The organism is Rhizobium sp. BIGb0125 (assembly GCF_024810055.1).
Classification (GTDB): Bacteria; Pseudomonadota; Alphaproteobacteria; order Rhizobiales; family Rhizobiaceae; genus Agrobacterium.
In genome coordinates, this window is the sequence record NZ_JANUDV010000003.1 from 201,162 (window position 1) to 221,252 (window position 20,091).

At 55.8% G+C, this 20,091-nt stretch carries 18 protein-coding genes; 12 read left to right on the top strand and 6 right to left on the bottom strand.

Annotation, left to right across the window (positions count from 1 at the left end; translation table 11 throughout):
* Window positions 1-107: 107 nt before the first annotated feature.
* Complete coding sequence (locus tag M2418_RS09140) at window positions 108-1,709, top strand: EAL domain-containing protein (protein WP_259146096.1); 1,602 nt, start codon at window positions 108-110, stop codon at window positions 1,707-1,709.
* 65 nt (window positions 1,710-1,774) lie between these two features.
* Window positions 1,775-2,836: a YwqG family protein gene (locus M2418_RS09145; RefSeq protein WP_259146097.1), complete on the top strand. Its 1,062-nt coding sequence runs from the start codon at window positions 1,775-1,777 to the stop codon at window positions 2,834-2,836.
* A 234-nt stretch (window positions 2,837-3,070) separates the two neighbouring features.
* On the opposite strand, the gene M2418_RS09150 is transcribed toward M2418_RS09145, so the two are convergent.
* Window positions 3,071-3,748 (bottom strand): alpha/beta hydrolase, encoded by a 678-nt coding sequence (locus tag M2418_RS09150; RefSeq protein WP_192488811.1) that lies wholly within the window; start codon window positions 3,746-3,748, stop codon window positions 3,071-3,073.
* A 212-nt stretch (window positions 3,749-3,960) separates the two neighbouring features.
* Between M2418_RS09150 and M2418_RS09155 the strand changes: the two genes are divergently transcribed.
* From M2418_RS09155 to sufA, 7 genes are all read left to right on the top strand, one after another.
* Window positions 3,961-5,130 (top strand): cysteine desulfurase family protein, encoded by a 1,170-nt coding sequence (locus M2418_RS09155; protein ID WP_259146098.1) that lies wholly within the window; start codon window positions 3,961-3,963, stop codon window positions 5,128-5,130.
* Between the two features lie 144 nt (window positions 5,131-5,274).
* A complete protein-coding gene (gene sufB, locus M2418_RS09160; protein ID WP_250985867.1) occupies window positions 5,275-6,744 on the top strand; it encodes a Fe-S cluster assembly protein SufB in 1,470 nt (489 codons plus the stop codon).
* A 72-nt stretch (window positions 6,745-6,816) separates the two neighbouring features.
* On the top strand, window positions 6,817-7,572 hold the full coding sequence (gene sufC / locus M2418_RS09165; protein WP_192488814.1) for a Fe-S cluster assembly ATPase SufC: 756 nt from the start codon (window positions 6,817-6,819) through the stop codon (window positions 7,570-7,572).
* 23 nt (window positions 7,573-7,595) lie between these two features.
* Window positions 7,596-8,870 carry a Fe-S cluster assembly protein SufD gene (gene sufD / locus M2418_RS09170; protein ID WP_259146099.1) on the top strand — a complete coding sequence of 425 codons (1,275 nt, stop codon included), beginning with the start codon at window positions 7,596-7,598 and terminating at the stop codon, window positions 8,868-8,870.
* Complete coding sequence (locus M2418_RS09175; RefSeq protein WP_250985869.1) at window positions 8,863-10,113, top strand: cysteine desulfurase; 1,251 nt, start codon at window positions 8,863-8,865, stop codon at window positions 10,111-10,113. Before sufD ends, M2418_RS09175 begins: the two co-directional genes overlap by 8 nt.
* An 11-nt stretch (window positions 10,114-10,124) precedes the next feature.
* Window positions 10,125-10,505: an SUF system Fe-S cluster assembly protein gene (locus M2418_RS09180; protein WP_192488817.1), complete on the top strand. Its 381-nt coding sequence runs from the start codon at window positions 10,125-10,127 to the stop codon at window positions 10,503-10,505.
* Window positions 10,506-10,759: 254 nt separating this feature from the next.
* Window positions 10,760-11,146, top strand: a complete 387-nt coding sequence (sufA, locus tag M2418_RS09185) for a Fe-S cluster assembly scaffold SufA (protein WP_192488902.1) — start codon at window positions 10,760-10,762, stop codon at window positions 11,144-11,146.
* 790 nt (window positions 11,147-11,936) lie between these two features.
* On the opposite strand, the gene M2418_RS09190 is transcribed toward sufA, so the two are convergent.
* The 4 genes from M2418_RS09190 to M2418_RS09205 form a co-directional block, all read right to left on the bottom strand.
* On the bottom strand, window positions 11,937-12,554 hold the full coding sequence (locus M2418_RS09190) for a GntR family transcriptional regulator (protein ID WP_259146100.1): 618 nt from the start codon (window positions 12,552-12,554) through the stop codon (window positions 11,937-11,939).
* Window positions 12,555-12,673: 119 nt separating this feature from the next.
* Window positions 12,674-13,879 (bottom strand): ABC transporter permease, encoded by a 1,206-nt coding sequence (locus tag M2418_RS09195; protein ID WP_192490940.1) that lies wholly within the window; start codon window positions 13,877-13,879, stop codon window positions 12,674-12,676.
* Window positions 13,869-14,588: an ABC transporter ATP-binding protein gene (locus M2418_RS09200; protein WP_259146101.1), complete on the bottom strand. Its 720-nt coding sequence runs from the start codon at window positions 14,586-14,588 to the stop codon at window positions 13,869-13,871. The genes M2418_RS09195 and M2418_RS09200 overlap by 11 nt, the downstream gene beginning before the upstream one ends.
* A gap of 16 nt (window positions 14,589-14,604) precedes the next feature.
* Window positions 14,605-15,909 (bottom strand): efflux RND transporter periplasmic adaptor subunit, encoded by a 1,305-nt coding sequence (locus M2418_RS09205; RefSeq protein ID WP_259146102.1) that lies wholly within the window; start codon window positions 15,907-15,909, stop codon window positions 14,605-14,607.
* Between the two features lie 303 nt (window positions 15,910-16,212).
* Between M2418_RS09205 and M2418_RS09210 the strand changes: the two genes are divergently transcribed.
* Window positions 16,213-16,491, top strand: coding sequence for a hypothetical protein (locus tag M2418_RS09210; RefSeq protein WP_259146103.1), 279 nt, complete (start codon window positions 16,213-16,215; stop codon window positions 16,489-16,491).
* On the opposite strand, the gene M2418_RS09215 is transcribed toward M2418_RS09210, so the two are convergent.
* The gene (locus M2418_RS09215) at window positions 16,470-17,414 is read right to left on the bottom strand and encodes a sensor domain-containing diguanylate cyclase (RefSeq protein WP_259146104.1); all 945 of its coding nucleotides are present in this window, start codon (window positions 17,412-17,414) and stop codon (window positions 16,470-16,472) included. The genes M2418_RS09210 and M2418_RS09215 overlap by 22 nt on opposite strands.
* A gap of 397 nt (window positions 17,415-17,811) precedes the next feature.
* On the opposite strand from M2418_RS09215, the gene M2418_RS09220 reads away from it, so the two are divergent.
* Window positions 17,812-18,024 (top strand): hypothetical protein, encoded by a 213-nt coding sequence (locus M2418_RS09220; protein ID WP_192490944.1) that lies wholly within the window; start codon window positions 17,812-17,814, stop codon window positions 18,022-18,024.
* Window positions 18,025-18,229: 205 nt separating this feature from the next.
* A complete protein-coding gene (locus M2418_RS09225; RefSeq protein ID WP_259146105.1) occupies window positions 18,230-20,047 on the top strand; it encodes a PAS domain S-box protein in 1,818 nt (605 codons plus the stop codon).
* Window positions 20,048-20,091: the final 44 nt, after the last annotated feature.

The following is a 20,091-nucleotide window of genomic DNA, read 5'->3' on the forward strand; positions in this document are numbered from 1 at the left end:
AAAAATAACAAAATTCAATTCTGAGAAGCTAAGGTAAGATTATAACAACCGGAAATGGATAAATAGAGCACGGTTGCGTTGATCCCGATGTTTTCAAGGAAACAGACATGCGGCGAAACAGTGTTCTGGCAGTTGCATTCGGTCTGGCGATCTGCGCCGGCGTTTTGCCGCTCCTCGCCGCCTACTACATTTCGCGTGAACGGGCATTCTTGCTAGAACGTCGCCACCTTGCCGATTATGCCGAATGGACGTTGCAGCGCGCCGATCTGAATATTTCCAGAGCCAGAACTGCGCTAGAGACCGTGATGTCAGAACAACGCGAGACCTGTTCGGCCGCCGATATTACGCGTCTTCAGGAGATCACCACAGCAACCCTGTCTGTTGAGGAAATTGCCATCACCAACGGTGGTCGCGTGATTTGCAATAGTTGGGGACCAATGCGTGATGAGGAGCATGTTAGCGGTGAGCCGATACCGCTCTCAGGCGGTTATATGTTGCGTCTGAACGGTGGTGGTCTTTCGGATCCCTCGCAGGGCATGCTGGTGGTCAGCCATGGCGAGTTTCATGCGCTGTTAAAACGTGAACGGTTGGTGGATGTGTTGCATGACACACCGATGCTGCTTGGCATTGCATCACTGTCCGGCCAGCTGATCATGGTGTCCGGTGACGTTGACCCGGCGCTTGTCTCGCGGTTGGTCAGCCAGCAGGTCAGCGGCTTCAACGAAAGTGAAGTGTTTTCATCGCGCCGTGGCAAGGACTTTGCCGCGTTTGCTATCTCCAGCCGCAGCGTGGTTGATTGGCGAACGGACGGACAACTCTGGAAGATGATTCCAATCGGCATTGGCGTGTCTTTGGCGCTGATTGCGCTGGTTGTCTGGATATCGCGGCAACGCCTGTCACTGGCCGGTGAGTTGATGACAGGCATTCGCCGCAAGGAGTTTGTCGCGCACTATCAGCCCATCATCGAATTATCGACTGGACGTTGCGTCGGTGCCGAAGCGCTTATCCGCTGGCCACGACCCGATGGCTCGACCGCCAGGCCAGACCATTTCATTCCGTTTGCTGAAGATCATGGGATGATTGGCCAGATCACCGAACTTGTGATCGGCAATGTCATTGCCAACATGAAGACGGCGCTGGTTGAGCATCGCGACATGCATATTGCCATCAATCTTTCTCCTGAAGACGTGGAAAGCGGTCATTTCCTGACGGTGGTATCCGACGCATTGAAACACACCGGCATAGAGACCTCGCAAATCTGGCTGGAGGTAACGGAACGTGGTTTCATTCACGCCGATATTGCCCGCGCGACACTGACCAAGGCGCGCGACGCCGGTCATGTGATTGCGATTGATGATTTCGGTACCGGATATTCCAGCCTTTCTTTGCTGGAAAGCCTGCCGGTCTCGGTGCTGAAAATCGACAAGTCCTTTGTCGATGCGATTGGCCAGAATGCCGCCACCAGTCTGGTGACCCCACATATCATCGAAATGGCCCACAGCCTGAAACTGAAGATGGTGGCGGAAGGCATTGAGACCGTGGAGCAGGAGGCCATCCTTGTGCAGTCGGGCGTGCAATATGGGCAGGGCTGGCTATACTCCAAGGCGCTGCCCTTCGATGAATTCATGGCCTTTTACAAAAAGCGCAATGCCGGCCTTGAGGAGGGCGGCGCTGCTGTGCCGGTCGGTGCCGCGTCCGGAAATGTGTAAAAACTGAGAGCGGCAGCGGTTGGGGTGATCCAGCGTTCACCGCAACGCTCTCAAGGAAGGTGATCATGCAGACAGAAGCTTTTCCTGATAATTCTGATGACTTGCGGCGTTCCCTTGAGGAAACCGGTCTTCAACCTGATGTCATTTCGCATCTGGTTGCGCAGGCGCGTGCCGCCATTCTGTTGAGCACGAGTGAAAGCGACGAGGATGACATTCCGCTTGGAGCATCCAAGATCGGCGGCCGGCCGGACCTGCCACGTGGCATGGCATGGCCAACACGGCCAGCCTATCCCGATGCGGTGGCAAGAGCCTCGGGCCATCGCAAGGAAGCGGAGCGACTGTTGGCAGATTCCAAAAAACCGCGCTCATGGATGACACCGGAACAGGGCGAACGGTTCAGCGCCGAATACAAGGCCAAGGCCGATGCGATAGAGACAGAGTTTCCTTTGGCGTTTCTAGGCCAGATCAATCTTGCCGAATTGTCTGTTGAAAGCGGGTTTGATCCGATGTTTCCGAACAAGGGTCGTTTGCTGCTGTTTTACGATTACTGGGAACAGCCGGAAGATTTTACGCCGGAATCCTCTGTCGGCTGGCAGGTGCTGTTTGATGAAACGCCTCAGGATGCGCTGGTGCGGACAGACATACCATCAGCTTTGACTGGCATTTCCGATGATCAGTGGTCGTGTGTGTTCAAGGCAGCGCGCATTTCGACGCGTAGCATCCTCACGCCCATTCCACCGAATGATAAGGGTTGGGATGCCTTTTCCTTGGAAGATGACGAGGCACTCGATGAATATCAGGAGTGGTTATCACAGTTCGGAACGCCAGACATGGAAGGGCGCGACAACCATCAGTTCGGCGGCTTTCCGCAGACTTTGCAAAATGGTCTGCAGGCCACTGCGCAGTTGGTGACACATGGCCTGAACTGCGGCAGAAGCGAGGTGTGGAAGACCGGTGAGGCAAAGGAACTGGTCAAATCGGCTGGCGAATGGCGGTTGGTGATGCAGCTTGGCGTGGACACGCATGCCGGTATTCCATCACCCGGCGCCTATTACGTGATCATGCGCGATGAGGACATTGCCGCACGCCGTTTTGATAGGGCAAGGATTACCTATCAGTGTGATTGAGAGGGGGCGTATCACGCGGCCCTCATTCCCGTGCTTGTCACGGGAATCTAGTCGACGCGCGTCGGCGCGGCGAGAGGATGTCTTTTCAGCCCGAAGACTCGGGCTGGCCTGGATCCCTGTCACAGGTACAGGGATGAGGGAGGTCGGGGCTACGTCATAGGCCAAACAATCACCCAAACAAAAAGGCCGCAACGATGTTACGGCCTTTCTGCATGTATCAGTTCTTGGCTTCGCTTAGCGAATACGCTTGGCGGCCGGTTCCGGCACCAGTTCGCCATTCAGGCGGCGGTCGAGGTAGTCCTCGCACTCGGCCATCAGCGTATCGACCTTGGCGTTGAAGAAGTGGTTGGCACCCGGCACCGTGCGGTGGGTGATGAGAATGCCCTTCTGGGTCTTCAGCTTCTCAACCAGATTGTTGACGTCCTTTTCAGGCGCAACCTTGTCCGAATCGCCATTGATGATCAGACCCGAAGACGGGCAGGGTGCCAGGAACGAGAAGTCGTAGGTGTTCGGCTGCGGGGCAATCGACATGAAACCTTCGATTTCTGGACGGCGCATCAGAAGCTGCATGCCAATCCAGGCACCGAAGGAATAACCGGCGACCCAACAGCTCTTGGAATCTGGATGCAGGCTCTGTACCCAGTCCAGTGCCGATGCGGCATCCGACAATTCGCCCGCGCCGTGGTCGAATTCGCCCTGGCTGCGGCCGATGGAACGGAAGTTGAACCGGAGCGTGGTAAAGCCGCGCTTCTGGAACATGTAGAACAACTGATAGACAATCTGGTTGTTCATGGTTCCGCCAAACTGCGGATGCGGGTGCAGGATAATGGCGATTGGGGCGCTTTTTTCTTTCGATGGCTGGTAACGGCCTTCGAGGCGGCCGGCTGGGCCGTTGAAGATGACTTCGGGCATTGATACTCCGGTCGTGTTTTCTGTTCCAAATGATTTTCAGGGCGCAACAAGACTTGACGTGGTGTGTCAGGTTTTCTAGAACCCAGTTTAGAACAATTCGAAACTATTGCGTGTTTTGAACACTTGAACGTGTCATAAGGCAATGGTGGCTGAAATTTCAAGGAAAATGCGCTGCGGCGTAAACGGGAAGTAGAGAAGCAGGTTCCTCAGATATGGCAAATACATCGCGCATATATCTGGATTGGAATGCGACGGCACCGCTTTTGCCGTGCGTTCGCGATGCCCTGCTGCATGCTTTCGATCTCTCGGGAAATCCGTCGTCGGTCCACAAGGAAGGGCGTGCCGCCCGTATGGCAGTCGAATCGGCACGCCGCAATGTGGCAAATCTGGTCGGTGCACAGGCGTCGCATGTGGTGTTTACCAGCGGTGCCACCGAGGCTGCCAATTTGGTGCTGACGCCGGATTACAAGATGGGTCGCTCCGCTTTGCGGATTGGCAGGCTTTATGTTTCGGCAATCGAACATCCCGCCGTGCGCGAGGGTGGCCGGTTTTCCAAGGATAACGTAACGGAAATTGCTGTTACGTCAGATGGTGTTCTGGACCTCGACGCGCTGAAAAAGCTGCTGGAGGACCATGACAAGACAACCGGCCTGCCCATGGTTGCGGTGATGCTGGTCAATAACGAGACCGGTATCGTGCAGCCGGTGGCAGAAGCCGCAAGACTGGTGCATGCCGCCGGTGGCCTGATGGTGGTCGACGCCGTACAGGCTGCGGGACGCCTGCCTATTGATATTCAGGCGCTGGATGCCGATTTCCTGTTTGTCTCCTCGCACAAGATTGGTGGCCCCAAAGGGGTTGGTGCTCTTGTCACGCGCGGTGAAGCCATGATGCCGAAGGCACTTATTCATGGTGGCGGGCAGGAAAAGGGTCATCGCTCTGGAACGGAAAACACAACGGCGATCATCGGCTTTGGTGCCGCTGCCGCTTTTGTGCTTGACGAACTTGTCGAACGCAATGCCGCAATTGCGACCTTGCGTGAGCGTCTTGAAACCGGCATGCGCAAGGCCGCGGTGGATGTCATCATCCATGGGGCCGAGGTTGAACGGGTGGCGAATACGACTTTCTTCACCCTGCCAAGTCTCAAGGCGGAGACAGGGCAGATTGCCTTTGATATTGAAGGCATCGCGCTGTCTGCAGGGTCGGCGTGTTCGTCTGGCAAGGTGGGCGAAAGCCATGTGCTGACGGCGATGGGTAAAGACCCGAAGCTGGGTGGCTTGCGCATCTCTCTCGGTGTTTCGACATCTGAGGCCGAGATTGACCTGGCGCTTGCCGCATTTGAAAAGATCGCCAGCCGCAGGAAACCTGCCGGGCAGGCGGCCTAAAGTGAATTGAATTTGCGGAAAGTCAAATTTTCGCTTGCCGGAACTGGTGAAAAACGCCATCCGGACAACTACATCAAGGCGGACTAATCCGTCTTAACGTTGACAAGCCACCGGACCTTGGATCCGGCGAGATTGGAGAACGCAATGGCTGCGGTGCAGGAAACAATCGATCAGGTACGCCAGATCGATGTCGACCAGTACAAATACGGGTTTGAAACCCATATCGAAGTAGACAAGGCCCCGAAGGGACTGTCTGAAGAGGTGATCCGTTTCATTTCTGCCAAGAAGCAGGAACCGGAATGGATGCTCGAGTGGCGTCTTGACGCCTATCGTCGCTGGTTGACGATGGAAGAGCCGACCTGGGCACGTGTGAGCTATCCAAAGATCGACTTCAACGATCTCTATTATTATGCCGCACCAAAGAACATGACCGGCCCGATGTCGATTGACGATGTCGACCCGGAACTGATCAAGACCTATGAAAAGCTTGGTATTCCGCTGCGTGAGCAGGAAATTCTGGCTGGCGTGCAGACCTCGAGAGTTGCCGTTGATGCGGTGTTCGACAGTGTGTCCGTTGTGACGACCTTCAAGGAAGAGCTGAAAAAGGCCGGCGTGATCTTCATGTCGATTTCTGAAGCCATCCGCGAACATCCTGACTTGATCAAGAAGTATCTCGGTTCGGTTGTTCCAACCACCGACAACTTCTATGCGACGCTGAATGCGGCGGTGTTTACCGACGGTTCCTTCGTGTTCGTGCCAAAGGGCGTTCGCTGCCCGATGGAGCTTTCGACCTATTTCCGTATCAATGAAAAGAACACGGGCCAGTTCGAACGCACGCTGATCATTGCCGAGGACGGCGCTTACGTGTCCTACCTCGAAGGCTGTACAGCTCCACAGCGCGACGAAAACCAGCTTCATGCTGCCGTGGTCGAGCTTGTGGCGCTTGATGATGCCGAAATCAAATATTCTACCGTCCAGAACTGGTATCCCGGCGACAAGGACGGCAAGGGCGGTATCTACAACTTCGTGACCAAGCGTGGCGACTGCCGTGGCAACCGTTCGAAGATTTCCTGGACGCAGGTTGAAACCGGTTCGGCGATTACCTGGAAGTACCCATCGTGCATTCTGCGTGGCGATGACAGCCGTGGCGAGTTCTACTCGATTGCGGTGTCCAACGGTCACCAGCAGATCGACAGCGGCACCAAGATGATCCACCTCGGCAAGAACACGTCGAGCCGTATCATCGCCAAGGGTATTGCGGCCGGTTTTTCGGAAAACGTCTACCGTGGTCAGGTGTCTGCCCACCGCAAGGCAACCAACACCCGCAACTTCACCCAGTGTGACAGCTTGCTGATTGGCGACAAGTGCGGCGCGCATACCGTGCCTTACATCGAGGCAAAGAACTCGTCCGCTCACTTCGAGCACGAAGCAACAACCTCGAAGATTTCCGAAGACCAGCTCTTCTACTGCCTGCAGCGCGGTATTCCTGAGGAAGCGGCGATAGCGTTGATCGTCAATGGCTTCGTCAAGGAAGTCATTCAGGAGCTGCCGATGGAATTTGCCGTTGAAGCACAAAAGCTGATCGGCATCTCGCTCGAAGGTTCCGTGGGCTGAGCCTTTTACGAATACGACCCTGAGTGCGCGGCTTTCGCGCACCATCGATCACACTATTCTTAGGAAAACATCATGCTTGAAATCATCGACCTGCACGCAAAGATCGCAGATACCGAAACCGAAATCATCCGTGGCCTGAACCTGAAGGTTGCGGCCGGCGAAGTGGCTGCCATCATGGGCCCGAACGGTTCCGGCAAGTCCACGCTGTCCTACATCCTGTCGGGCCGCGAAGATTACGAAGTGACCTCCGGTGACATTCTTTATAACGGCGAAAGCATTCTGGAACTCGACGCTGCAGAGCGTGCGGCTAAGGGCGTTTTCCTGGCCTTCCAGTACCCGGTAGAAATTCCAGGTGTTGCCACCATGCAGTTCCTCAAGGTTGCGATGAACGAGCAGCGCAAGGCACGTGGTGAATCCGAACTGACAACGCCTGACTTCATCAAGCGCGTCAAGGAAGCTGCTGGCGATCTGAAGATCGACATGGACATGCTGAAGCGTCCGCTCAACGTCGGTTTCTCCGGCGGTGAAAAGAAGCGTGCGGAAATCCTGCAGATGGCACTGCTTGAGCCGAAGCTGTGCGTTCTCGACGAAACCGACAGCGGCCTCGACATCGACGCGCTGAAGATCGTGGCTGACGGCGTCAATGCCCTGCGGTCTCCTGACCGTGCGACCGTTGTCATCACCCACTATCAGCGCCTGCTGGACTACATCGTGCCGGATACCGTCCACGTTCTCTACAAGGGCCAGATCATCCGCAGCGGCGACAAGACGCTGGCGCACGAACTGGAAGCCAACGGTTACGCCGACATCATCGGTGAAGCAGCCTGATCGGGCGCGAAAGGGATGATGCGATGAATATTCAAAACACAAACAGGCAAACAGCCGCAGAGACTGCGCTTGTTGAAGCCTATACCGCGCAACTGGGCGATCTGCCGGGCAACGGTGCCGTGATTGCAGCGCGTGACAACCTGCTGGAAAACCTCAAGACGCTTGGTCTGCCGACCCGCCGTATCGAGGCCTGGCACTATACGGACCTCAAGACGCTGCTGCGTGCCTTGCCTGACACCGTGCCGGTTCCGGTTCTGTCTGCTGCTGCCCCAATCGTTAGCGGTTCGCCTGTCATCGCGTCCTTGCAGGGCGTGGCGGCAAAGGGTGTGACAGCCGAAGGTTTTTCCGTTTCCAGCTTTGGCGAAGCCCTGCTTGACGGTTCTGCCGCAGCCGGTCTCAGCGAACTGGACAAGGACGATGTCATTGGCCGTATCAACGGCAGCTTCGTGCGCGACGGTTTTGTGGTGGACATTCCCGCCAATGCCGAGATTGAAACACCGATCGAAATTCAGGCGATCCACGGCGGTGGCCAGGTTCACAACCGTTTTCCGGTCCGTTTTGGCGCTGGCGCCAAGGCAACCATCATTGAGCGTCACCTTGCCGCGACGGAAGACGGCGCATTCGTGTCCTCGATCAGTGACATCACGCTCGAAGACGGCGCGGAAGTCACCTGGGTTCTGCTGCAGCAGCAGGGCGCGGCTGACACCCATCTTGGCCAGTTGCGCATCCGCATGGGTGCGGATGTCAAGCTGCGTCTGTTCTTCATCAATGCCGGTGGCAAGCTGGTTCGCCAGGAACTGCGCATCGATGTTGAAGGTGAAGGCAGCGATCTGATCGTTCGTGGCGTTAACCTGCTCGGCGGCGAAACGCATACCGACGTGACCATGGTTCTTGGCCATAACGTACCGAACACGACCTCGACGGAAATTTTCCGCAACGTCGTGTTCGACCGTGCCAAGGGCATTTTCCAGGGCATGATCCGGGTTGCTCCCGACGCCCAGAAGACCGATGCCAAGATGGCGTGCAACACGCTGCTGATGTCTGACGATGGCGAGTTTTCGGCAAAGCCGGAGCTTGAAATCTTTGCTGACGACGTTCAGTGCGGTCACGGCGCGACGGTTGCCGATATCAGCGACACCCATCTCTATTACCTGATGGCGCGCGGTGTCCCTCGGGCAAAGGCACGTGCCATGCTCGTCAACGCTTTCGTTGCTGAAATCGTAGAAGAACTGGAAGATGAACACCTGGTAGAGGCGTTGGAAACCATCATTTCCAATTGGCTGGAAAATCATGCCTGATAGCGAACGCGCCGCAGTGGTGGCCCCTTATGACGTTGAAGCCGTGCGCCGGGATTTTCCAATCCTGTCGCGCGAAGTCTATGGCAAACCGCTTGTCTATCTCGACAACGGCGCGTCCGCACAAAAACCACAGGTCGTGATCGACGCGGTGTCGCATGCCTATTCGAATGAATATGCCAATGTCCATCGCGGCCTTCATTTCCTGTCCAATGCCGCAACCGATGCGTATGAAGCGTCGCGCGAAAAAGTGCGCCGCTTTCTGAATGCCGGTTCGGTGGATGAAATCATCTTCACCAAGTCGTCGACCGAAGCGATCAACACGGTTGCCTACGGTTACGGCATGCCAAAGATCGGCGAGGGTGACGAGATCGTCATTTCGATCATGGAGCACCACTCCAACATCGTTCCCTGGCATTTCATTCGTGAACGCCAGGGCGCCAAGCTGGTCTGGGTGCCCGTTGATGACGAGGGCGCCTTCCATATCGAGGCATTTGAAAAAAGCCTGACCGAGCGCACCAAACTGGTTGCCATCACGCATATGTCCAATGCGCTGGGTACCGTGGTACCGGTGAAGGAAATTTGCCGTATTGCGCATGAGCGCGGCATTCCGGTGCTGGTGGATGGCTCTCAGGGCGCTGTCCATATGCCCGTCGACGTGCGTGACATTGACTGCGACTGGTATGTGATGACCGGTCACAAGCTGTATGGGCCGTCGGGGATTGGCGTTCTCTACGGCAAGGCTGACCGTTTGAAAGAAATGCGCCCGTTCATGGGTGGCGGTGAAATGATCCTTGATGTGTCGGAAGACATGGTCACCTACAATGATCCACCGCACCGTTTTGAAGCTGGCACACCGCCTATCGTGCAGGCAATTGGCCTTGGTTACGCGCTTGATTACATGGACAATCTCGGCCGCGCTGCCATTGCTGCGCATGAGGCAGATTTGGCCGCTTACGCCAAGGAACGCCTACAGGCGATCAACTCCTTGCGGATTATTGGCGATGCCCCCGGCAAGGGTGGTATATTCTCGTTCGAGCTTGCCGGTATTCACGCCCATGACGTTTCCATGGTCATTGACCGGCGCGGCGTTGCCGTGCGGGCCGGAACACATTGCGCCATGCCGCTCTTGAAAAGGTTCGGCGTGACGTCCACATGCAGGGCATCCTTCGGTCTTTACAATACACGGGCCGAGGTTGATGCACTGGCCGATGCGCTGGAATATGCGCGCAATTTCTTTGCCTGAGGATCAGGATTATGAGTGCCGAAACAAGCGAAAAGACTGTCGATATCGTAGAAACTTCATCCGCTTCGTCCATCTCGCCGGCCGAGCTGGCGCGTCTGAGCGATGACGTTATTGCTGCGCTGAAAACGGTTTACGACCCTGAAATTCCGGCAGATATTTTCGAGCTTGGCCTTGTCTATAAGATTGATATCGAAGACGACCGCATGGTCAAGATCGTCATGACGTTGACCGCGCCCGGTTGCCCGGTGGCTGGCGAAATGCCGGGCTGGGTGGAAAATGCCGTTGGCGCCGTTGAAGGTGTATCCGGCGTTGAGGTGTCGATGACGTTTGATCCCCCATGGACACCCGACCGCATGTCCGAAGAAGCCCAGGTTGCCGTTGGCTGGTACTAAGCCACGCTGGGTTCTGGCAGTTTAGATTGATGCCAGTCTTGCGAAATCAGGTTGCTGGTTTCGCGGGATTTACGAGTAGCGATACAGTCTCACCCATTTTTGACGAATGCCATCTCTTGATATCAAGGGGGGCTAGGGCTAAATTCAGTGTATGAAAACATCGGGCCTTTACCCCGGTGGTATTTTAATAGCGTCGCTTCCAGACAATACGCTTTGGTGTTTTTGAAGGTTCGATGCGACAGGAGAATGAGCCAATGGGCTTTGCCGTGATGACTATGACCGAGGCCGCCGCCAACCGCGTGAAGGCTATTGTCGCCAATTCCGGACCAGATGCGCTGGGTGTTCGCGTCGGTATCAAAAAAGGTGGCTGTGCCGGCATGGAATACACCATCGATCTGGTCAAGGAACCTGACGCCAAGGATGACCTGATCGAGTCTGCAGGTGCCAAGGTCTGGATCCAGCCATCTGCCGTGCTTTATCTTCTCGGCACCCAGATGGACTTCGAAGTCACAAAAATGCGCTCTGGCTTCATCTTCAGTAACCCCAACCAGACATCAGCATGCGGTTGCGGTGAATCGGTTGAGCTGCAGGCAGCAGACCTTGCCGAGCTTGCCAAGCAGCGCGAAGCGGCCACCGCCTGATTTTATTGTTGCCCCGGGATTAAAACGGGTAGCGATTTTCATACCAGGGCCTGTCCCTGATATCGCCCGCACTTCCTCAAGCGTCGCTAATTTGGTTTGCGTGATTGGATCCTCGGGTCAGGCCCGAGGATGACGCCGAGACAATGGTTGGCGCAGGGGTCTCAAAAAACTCCCCTCATACCTCTCCTTGGGTCACGTCCGAGGATGATGGTGGATAGGGTAGACATTTCAATTCCTGCGATTTTGAATGCCCGCGTGTCACCAAAACCTCCCTCATTGCCGTGCTCGTCACGAGAATCCAGGCCAGCCCAAGTGCTTGGGCTGAAGAGACTCTTTTGTCGCGCGGACGCGCTCCAATAGATCTCTGTGACGAGCACAGAGATGAGGGGAGGTTGGGGCAAAGGTTTCCGCGTAAAGCCAAGGCATCGGGTTCACCCCTCAGTTGCAATTTCTAACACTTAAGGGCTTTGCGCGCTTCAAGATGTTGAAATCGCTTTCCCTCCCACACGGGGAGAGATGGGTGGGCGCCGCGCCATCCAGCAAGTCAGAACCAGTTGAGACTGATGTGATCTTCCGATGTAATGCCCTGTTGTCGAGATGGTGCACGAAGGAGCCGCTTGCGCCCCTACCTCTACCCTTGTGGGAGAGGAAGAAAAATCATGGTCTTAGCTTGCTAAGTCATAGATTTTTCAGGTGAGGGGTTATGTACTTGCACACTGCTCACTGCTCACTGCTTGGCATCGACACGACGCTAGCAGACGTCAACCACCTCAACCACTCAACCACCCACTTACGTTGTTGCGTGATGCGACAGCAGCTTTGTATCTGCCTGTTCGGCCCGTTCTGGATTGCCATCCAACAAGGCGTTGATGATATCCAGATGCATTTGCACTGCGGTTTTAAGTGCCGAGGTATCGGCGGATGAAAACCATATACGTCGGAAATGCGTTTGCAGCGGCCACAGCGACGAGGCTATAAAATTGTTGGGGCAGGCCTCGGCAACAATTTCATCGAGATGTTTGTCGGCCTCGTAAAAGGCGAGGATGTCGTCATTATCAGAGGACTGCACCATTTTGCCAGAACAGTCTTCCAGTGCGCGGCGCAGCGGCTCACAGATGTTCTGTGCAGCAAGGGCAACCGCCATTGGTTCAAGCTGACAGCGCGCTTGAAGGATGTTGTTGCGGTCCATGGGGTTGATATGGGTAATCTGCAGGCCAACACGCGGCCGCACGCGAATGAGATTTTCCCAGGCCAGCCTCTGGATGGCCTCCCGCACCGGCGTTCTGCCGTGACCGGTCAGTTCGATAAGCTGTCTTTCGTTTACGATAGCACCGGGTTCTACACCCAGTGTAACAATGAGCTTTTCAAGGGCCAGATAGGCAAGGTGGCTCTGCGAAGCCTGCGTCATGAAAGTCGATTCTTTATTGCACTCGCTCCAGTAGTGGCACGAAGGCCTGCGACATGCAATATTCCGAACTGCGCATATAAGCTTGTGTCACACAGTCAGGATTAAGCCGACTTGCTCCATTATTCGTGTCGCAGTGCCTCGATCGGACTAAGACTTGCGGCGCGGCGGGCCGGGAAATAACCGAAAACCACGCCGATAGCGGCTGAAAACGCAAAGGCCAGGAAGATGATGGACGGGCTTGCGACAAAGGGCACATTGAGGAAGCTGACAACCGCATAAGCGAGGCCGAGGCCTGTCAGAATGCCAACAATGCCGCCAAAGGCCGACAGCATGACGGCCTCCACCAGAAATTGTCGCAGAACCTGCGTTTCAAGAGCGCCGATCGCCAGACGAATGCCGATTTCACGGGTGCGTTCGGTGACCGATACCAGCATGATATTCATGATGCCGATACCGCCGACCAACAGGCTGACGGCGGCGACCGAGCCAAGGAGACCGGTCAGCAGTGTTGTTGTGCCAGTCATGGCCGAGGCAATCTGCGTCATGTCATTGACGGAAAAATCGTCTTCGCGACCAATGACGATGCGGCGTCTCTCCCGCAGCAGCGATTCCAGATCGGACTGAACTTTCGATGTTTGCACACCATCCTGCGCCGATACCATGATGCTGGATATGGTGCTGGTGCCGCCAATGCGGCGTTGATGAATTTTCAGCGGCATCAGGATGGTATCGTCCTGATCATCGCCCATGCCAGACTGGCCCTTGGTGGCGAGAACGCCCACCACCGGACAGGAGATGTTGCTGACGCGCACGCTCTGGCCAATCGGGTTGCTGTCGCCAAACAGTTCCTTGCGCACGGTCTCGCCAAGAATACAGGCAATCTGGCCGCCACGTTCCTCGGCTGGGCTAAAGTCACGACCCAGTGACAGTGGCCAGTCCTGCGCAATCAGGTAGTCGTTTGTGGTGCCAAGTGCACTGCTGGAATGGTTCTTGCCGCCAAAAATTGCGGTTGCCGTGCTGCGGTTGACCGGTGCCACGGCACGCAGGCCGCTGATCTGGTCACGCATGGCTTGCACGTCATTGTCGTTAAAGCGTTTCGCCTCTGTACTTGCGCGGCCAGGACCAAACTGGCCGGGGCGCACAAACAGCATGTTGGTACCCAGCCTTGAGAGTTCGGATTTTACCTGCGCCGTTGTGCCATTTCCAACCGTGACCATGGCGATAACTGCGGCCACGCCGATTACCACGCCAAGAACCGTGAGGAACGAGCGCAGCAGGTTGCGGCTGATGGCGCGCATTGCCAGTTTGATAGTTTCAGGAAACACGGGCGGGCTCTCCATGGGTGTTGATGCTGTCGGACGCCAAATGGCCATCAACGAAGCGCAGCAGACGCTTGGCGTAGGCGGCAATATCGTCTTCATGGGTGACCATGATGACGGTGATGCCCTGTTCACGGTTCAGTTCCGTAATCAGTTCCATGATTTCAACGCTGGTCTTGGTGTCGAGATTGCCGGTCGGCTCATCGGCCAGCAGAACGGCGGGATTGGTGACAATGGCGCGGGCAATGGCAACGCGCTGTTGCTGGCCACCGGATAGCTCCTGCGTGGTGTGACCTTCGCGTCCCTTCAGGCCAACCCTTTCCAGGGCGCGCATGGCCATCTGGCGGCGCTCATGGGCCGGTGTGCCACGATAAACCAGCGGCAGTTCGACATTTTCCACCGCAGAGGTTCGGGGCAGAAGATTGAAACCCTGAAACACGAAGCCCAGCATATGACGGCGCAGCAGCGTCAATTGACCACCGGAAAAACCTGACGTCGATATGCCCTGAAACAGGTAATCGCCCGATGTCGCCACGTCGAGACAGCCGATAATGTTCATGGCGGTGGATTTTCCGGAACCGGACGGACCCATGATGGCCACGAATTCATGTTCGTGAATGGCAAGGTCGACACCGGCCAGAGCACGGATGGTCGCTTCGCCCATGCCGTATTCCTTGACCACGTTGCGAAACTCTATGAGGGGAGCCGTCTGCATGTCTGGCACCTTCCGTTCAGTTCCTGCGGGCAATGGCGTCGGTAATCAGTTCATCATCCGGTTGGATGTTGCCGGATTTTACCACGGTGAACTGCCCGTCTGTCGATCCGGTTTCCACACGCTCGGAGACCGGCGTGCCGTTTTTCAGCACCCACACGGTGCGCTGGCCAGCCGCGGCACTGGCGCTGTCACCACCGCGGCCACCACCACGCCCCATGCGTGGCGGACGAAACAGGCTCATCAGACCGCCAGCGGAAGAGGCATTCTGTCGCGGCGGGCTGTAACGCAGCGCGGCGTTTGGAATGAGCAGCGCGTCCTTGATCGATTCCACCACAATATTGGCGGTCGCTGTCATGCCGGGGCGCAGTTTCAGGTTGCTGTTATCAACCGTCAGGATGGCCTTATAGGTCACGACATTGGCCACGGTTTCAGAGGCGTAGCGCACGGTCTGGATTTCGGCCGGAAAACTTTCTTCCGGGTAGGCATCAACGCTGAATGTTGCCTGCTGACCATTGCTGACCTTGCCGACATCTGCCTCGTCGACGGCCACCTGCAATTCCATTTCCCGGAGGTCGCCGGCCATGGTGAACAGAACAGGGGCATTCAGTGACGAGGCAACGGTGGCACCGGGGTCAACGTCACGCGTCAGGATGACGCCGTTGATTGGCGCGACGATCTTGCCTTTGCCCAGGTTCAGCTCGGCCAGACGCAGATCGGCTTCGGCAGACAGCACGGAGGCCTCATTGACCTCCAGCGTCGCTGCAGCAGAATTGTAGTTATACTGGGCTGCATCCAGATCCTGTTGGGTAGAGACGCGGTTCTGCACCAGGTTTTTCAGACGGTTCAGCGATGTCTCGGCCGAGCCCAGTTCTGCCTTGGCTTTCAGCACACTGGCCTTGGCGGATGCCAGCTTGGCTCTGGCGCTTTGCACGTCGGCTTCCAATTTGTTGGTGTCGAGTTCCAGCAACACGTCGCCGGCCTTAACCTCGCTGTTATAGGTCACGTTGACCTTGCGGACAGTACCAGACAATTCGCTTGAGATATCGACCTGATCGGTCGGTTGTACCGAGCCGGTGGAGGTGACGATGACCGACAGGTCATCCTTCTTGGCCGCCGTGGTGGTGTAGGTGTAGGTGGAGCCGCTGGAGGCGGAGAAATAATAATAACCACCTGCGGCCGCAATGATAATGGCAGCACCAAACAGGTAGGTGTATTTGCGGCTTTTACGACGTTTCGAGCCCGTAGACGCAAGTATCTCCTGCAGGCTGGGCTGCGTAGAGGCGCTCTTGGTCTTGTCGTCGATATTTTCCCGCTTGTTCATCGCGTCCGCCTGTAAAAAAGAATTCCTGAAATCAATGCTCTTGAAGATTGACCGGAATTTGCTCGCTCTATCTTACATTGATGTAGGGATGGCAGTTACACAGGTCACGGGGTTGTAAAAGTGAAATCTTGGTAATGTTACATTTGCAGTTGTACCAGAGCCGTCGTGACGCTGTTACTGAATGGATTTCGTTGCTTTCTGCCAATTGAAGACGGGAAAATTGCCGCTATCTAGATATCAGGGTGTTTTATCGATGCGGACACGCACCGAAAGACGAGATGTCAGCAGCGCATGGAGATATGAGTGACGGAAGACAGCAGCCACATGCGACGCAATGAGACACCGCCGGTACGCCGCCGCAAGCCGCTGTGGCCGTGGGTGGTCTTGCTGGTGCTGACACTGTGCGCCATATACACCTACACTCAGGTCACCCACATCATCGAGACGATACGCCACGAAGTACCGCCGGAGTTCTGGGATATCATCGAATGGATGTTGCGCCAAAGCGGCGTGATCCCTGACAATGGCAGGCAGGCACCGGACTTTGCCATGGGGTTTTTTCAGCCCGTACGTGCCGCGTAATTCAAAGCACCAAATTCGCTTGCTGCAATCGAATTGAGGGAGGACCTGATGTCCACGATCTTACCGCTGGACTTGGCGTCATACATCAGCTTGTCGGCCTGATCGAGAAGGACGTCGAAGGTCATGCCGGCCTGGGCCTCGGCAATGCCGATGGCTGCACCCACCTGCACCATCTTGTCATCAATGGTGACGTGCTGGGCGATCTGGGTGCCGAGATCAAAAAACCGCAAGGCGGAAAATTCGAATGCGGCCGGGATAACTGAAACGATTGCAAATTCGTCACCGCCGAGACGGGCAATAAAGTCGCCCTTGCTGGTCCAGCCACGCAGGCGATCGGCAATAACACGCAACAGCTTGTCACCAATCGAGTGGCCGTGCTGGTCATTGACCTGCTTGAAGCGATTGAGATCGATGTAGGCAAGCGTGATCCGGCAGCCCGGTTCAAGCGTTGCCAACGCCTGACGCAGGTAACTTTCAAACGAGGCGCGGTTCTGTAGCCCCGTCATTGAATCCACAAAAGCTGCTTCCATGATGGCGCGCTCATAAGCCTTGCGCTCGGAATTGTCGAGAATGATTTCAATGTCGAAACTCTCGCCATCAATGCGGCGGCGCTGTGCACTGATCAATCCGGGAATGACACGGCCGCTGGAATGCAGCATGTCCACTTCGGCAAGCTCGTAAAACCCTTGCGTGTCGAGCAGATGCAGTCTTTTCATACGGGCAGGATCGTCGAGCGGGTAGGGCAGGTCGTTGCCCAGTGACTGGCCGTTCAACTCTTCCCAACTGCGGCCAACCAGCCGCAGATAGGCCGGGTTCACCTTGATGTAACGGGAATCGTGATCAATCGTGGAGATGGAAAATGGTACTGGCGAAAGATCAAAAAGCTCTTTCAAGGCTGCGTCCAGAACGCTTTCTGAAATCATCTGCCACACCTGTATCCGCTGAAAATGACTGAGTTATCGTCCCGCAGTTTGCGGCAGGTCGATTCGGTTGCGCACGTATAAGCATGCAATTTGCGCGCAAGACATTAATGATTGTTATATGACTGATACATAATTTTCAGGAAAATGGTGTCAGCACCATTAGTCGGCACAATACGTAATTGTGATCGAAGAAATTTCATCGTGCTGTTGGAAAAATTGATCGATAAAACAAATGGTTGCGGGCAATACAATAGGCCGCAGTTCGCCTAACCCCTAATATCACATAGACATAGGACACAATAAGCGTAAACTCCGCGCCATCGTTTCCAACCGATTTCGTAGGCGGTGACGACCGAGAGTTACTATGTGCTCCCGTCTGCAAAAGGAGGGCAGCCGCATGACATTTTCGTACAGCGACACTTTGAAGGACGTGCTTTACGACCGCGCTACCTTGTACAGCGGCAACGAACGGATTCGTCTCGATCTCATAGATCGTACGGTGCGTGCGGTGTCGCATATCGATCTTGGTGTCGACGCCAATATCGAGGAAGCGCTGTTCCATCTGATGGACCAGATCGCCGGTTCTGACGCGTCTAAGCCAACCTTGTGAGGGAACAAGGTTTTTCCTTGTCCATGTTGTGTTGTTACCAGGTTGTCAGTTGATGACCTGGTTTTTTGTTGTGCTGACTGTCACATCACGACCTTATTTTAACGATTTCATCCGCTCTCAAGCACCACCTTGTCGAAGGCTGGAAGTGCTGTCATGTTAATGACACTGTAACAGTAGCTGCGTGAGCCTTGCGACGATGCACCGAATGGGGGATGGAAGTCTGGCTGGGCAAGGAGAGGCAACGAATACCGTTCCTGTTGCCACCCTGCTGGACACTGTAGACTGGCGTTCGACACCGCTTGGTCCAAGGTCCGAATGGCCAGCCTGTCTGCATGCCGCCATAGACATCATGGTGCCCTCCCAGGCGCAGATCGTGATGTTCTGGGGGCCAGAATTCGTTGCCCTTTACAATGACGTTTATGCGCCGACCATCGGCGACAAACATCCGCATGCCTTTGGCCGGCCGGGTCGTGAATACTGGAGCGAGCTGTGGGACGACCTTGAGCCGTTGCTGAAGCGTGTGCTTGAGCATGGCGAAACGGTCGCTGCCAGGGATCGGCCGTTTTACATCGAACGGCATGGCTTTCCCGAAACCGTGTATTTCGACATTTCCTATTCACCGGTGCGGGATCTGGACAGAAATGTTGTTGGCGTTTTCTGCATCGTCAACGAAACCACGGAGCGGGTTAAGACCGATGCTGCGATGCGTGAAAGTGAAGAGCGCTTCCGGGCGATATTTTCACAATCAGCAGCCGGCATCGCGCTGAGCGATCTCACGGGAAAGCTGACCGACGTCAACCAGCGCTACTGCGAGATTGTCGGTCGAACGGCTGATGAGCTGATTGGTACGCAGATGCAGGACGTGACCTTTGCCGGGGACCTGCCAGCCAATGTCGCACTGTTTCAAAGACTGATCGAAACCGGTGAAAGTTTCGATATTGAAAAACGTTACCTGCGTCCTGATGGCAGCCTGATCTGGGTTGCCAATTCCGTCTCTGCCATCCGGGATGAAGATGGCGAGATAGAGCAAACGGTGGCCATCGTGGTCGATATTACTGAACGCAAGCGTGCTCAGGAGATTGAAAAACATCTGGCCTCGATCATTGGTTCTTCCAATGACGCAATCCTTGGCATTGATCTCGACATGACAATCACCAGCTGGAACGCGGCGGCGCAGCGGCTGTATGGCTATTACGAGGACGAAGCGGTTGGCCATTCGGTGTTGATGCTGGTGCCCGACGATCGCAAGGAAGAAGAGCCGTCGATCCTGCGGCAGATCAAGGCGGGGCGTATTGTCGAACCCTATGAGACAAAGCGCCTTCGCAAGGATGGCACGCTGGTTGACGTGTTGCTGAGTGTTTCTCCCATTCTCGACCCCTTGGGACATGTGATCGGCGCGTCAAAGGTTACGCATGATATCTCGACCCGCAAGGAGGCGGAGCGGCTGCAGGCCATTCTGGTGGGAGAGTTGCACCACCGCGTGAAAAATGTGCTGGCGACCGTCACGGCAATTGCCCGCCAGACCATGGGGCGCGACACGGCAAACCGAGAGGATGTGGAGGCCTTTACCAACCGTCTGTCATCGCTCAGCCGCGCGCAGGACCTGCTGCTGCACGGCGACTGGCAATATGCCGATCTCAAATCCGTGGTGATGCAGGCAATGGCGCCTTATGCGGTGGAGACATTTACCGTCAGCGGGCCCGCCGTGCCATTGCCACCCAAGGCCGTCGTCTCGTTGTCGCTGGCCCTGCATGAGCTTGCCACCAATGCCGCCAAATATGGTGCGCTTTCGGTATCCACAGGTCATATTACCGTCAGTTGGGACTATGACCGTTCAAGCTCGCATCTGCGACTGCAATGGCGGGAAGAGGGCGGCCCCGAGGTGGTAACACCAACCCGCAAAGGGTTTGGCTCGACACTGGTGGAGCGGTTGTTGACAGCCGAACTGAAGGGCTACGCGCAGATCTCCTACGAAGAAAGTGGTGTTATCTGCGTCGTGGAAGCGGACCTCTCACAAGTCTGATCGCAACCATCCAGGTTTCCATCCGTCGGCGTCGGTCATTTCGT

What these genes read in the sequence shown, in the direction of transcription:
- M2418_RS09140 (WP_259146096.1), top strand. Translation starts at nt 108, where the DNA reads ATGCGGCGAAACAGTGTTCTGGCAGTTGCATTCGGTCTGGCGATCTGC.
- M2418_RS09145 (WP_259146097.1), top strand. Translation starts at nt 1,775, where the DNA reads ATGCAGACAGAAGCTTTTCCTGATAATTCTGATGACTTGCGGCGTTCC.
- M2418_RS09150 (WP_192488811.1), bottom strand. Translation starts at nt 3,748, where the DNA reads ATGCCCGAAGTCATCTTCAACGGCCCAGCCGGCCGCCTCGAAGGCCGT.
- M2418_RS09155 (WP_259146098.1), top strand. Translation starts at nt 3,961, where the DNA reads ATGGCAAATACATCGCGCATATATCTGGATTGGAATGCGACGGCACCG.
- sufB (WP_250985867.1), top strand. Translation starts at nt 5,275, where the DNA reads ATGGCTGCGGTGCAGGAAACAATCGATCAGGTACGCCAGATCGATGTC.
- sufC (WP_192488814.1), top strand. Translation starts at nt 6,817, where the DNA reads ATGCTTGAAATCATCGACCTGCACGCAAAGATCGCAGATACCGAAACC.
- sufD (WP_259146099.1), top strand. Translation starts at nt 7,596, where the DNA reads ATGAATATTCAAAACACAAACAGGCAAACAGCCGCAGAGACTGCGCTT.
- M2418_RS09175 (WP_250985869.1), top strand. Translation starts at nt 8,863, where the DNA reads ATGCCTGATAGCGAACGCGCCGCAGTGGTGGCCCCTTATGACGTTGAA.
- M2418_RS09180 (WP_192488817.1), top strand. Translation starts at nt 10,125, where the DNA reads ATGAGTGCCGAAACAAGCGAAAAGACTGTCGATATCGTAGAAACTTCA.
- sufA (WP_192488902.1), top strand. Translation starts at nt 10,760, where the DNA reads ATGGGCTTTGCCGTGATGACTATGACCGAGGCCGCCGCCAACCGCGTG.
- M2418_RS09190 (WP_259146100.1), bottom strand. Translation starts at nt 12,554, where the DNA reads ATGACGCAGGCTTCGCAGAGCCACCTTGCCTATCTGGCCCTTGAAAAG.
- M2418_RS09200 (WP_259146101.1), bottom strand. Translation starts at nt 14,588, where the DNA reads ATGCAGACGGCTCCCCTCATAGAGTTTCGCAACGTGGTCAAGGAATAC.
- M2418_RS09205 (WP_259146102.1), bottom strand. Translation starts at nt 15,909, where the DNA reads ATGAACAAGCGGGAAAATATCGACGACAAGACCAAGAGCGCCTCTACG.
- M2418_RS09215 (WP_259146104.1), bottom strand. Translation starts at nt 17,414, where the DNA reads ATGATTTCAGAAAGCGTTCTGGACGCAGCCTTGAAAGAGCTTTTTGAT.
- M2418_RS09220 (WP_192490944.1), top strand. Translation starts at nt 17,812, where the DNA reads ATGACATTTTCGTACAGCGACACTTTGAAGGACGTGCTTTACGACCGC.
- M2418_RS09225 (WP_259146105.1), top strand. Translation starts at nt 18,230, where the DNA reads ATGGGGGATGGAAGTCTGGCTGGGCAAGGAGAGGCAACGAATACCGTT.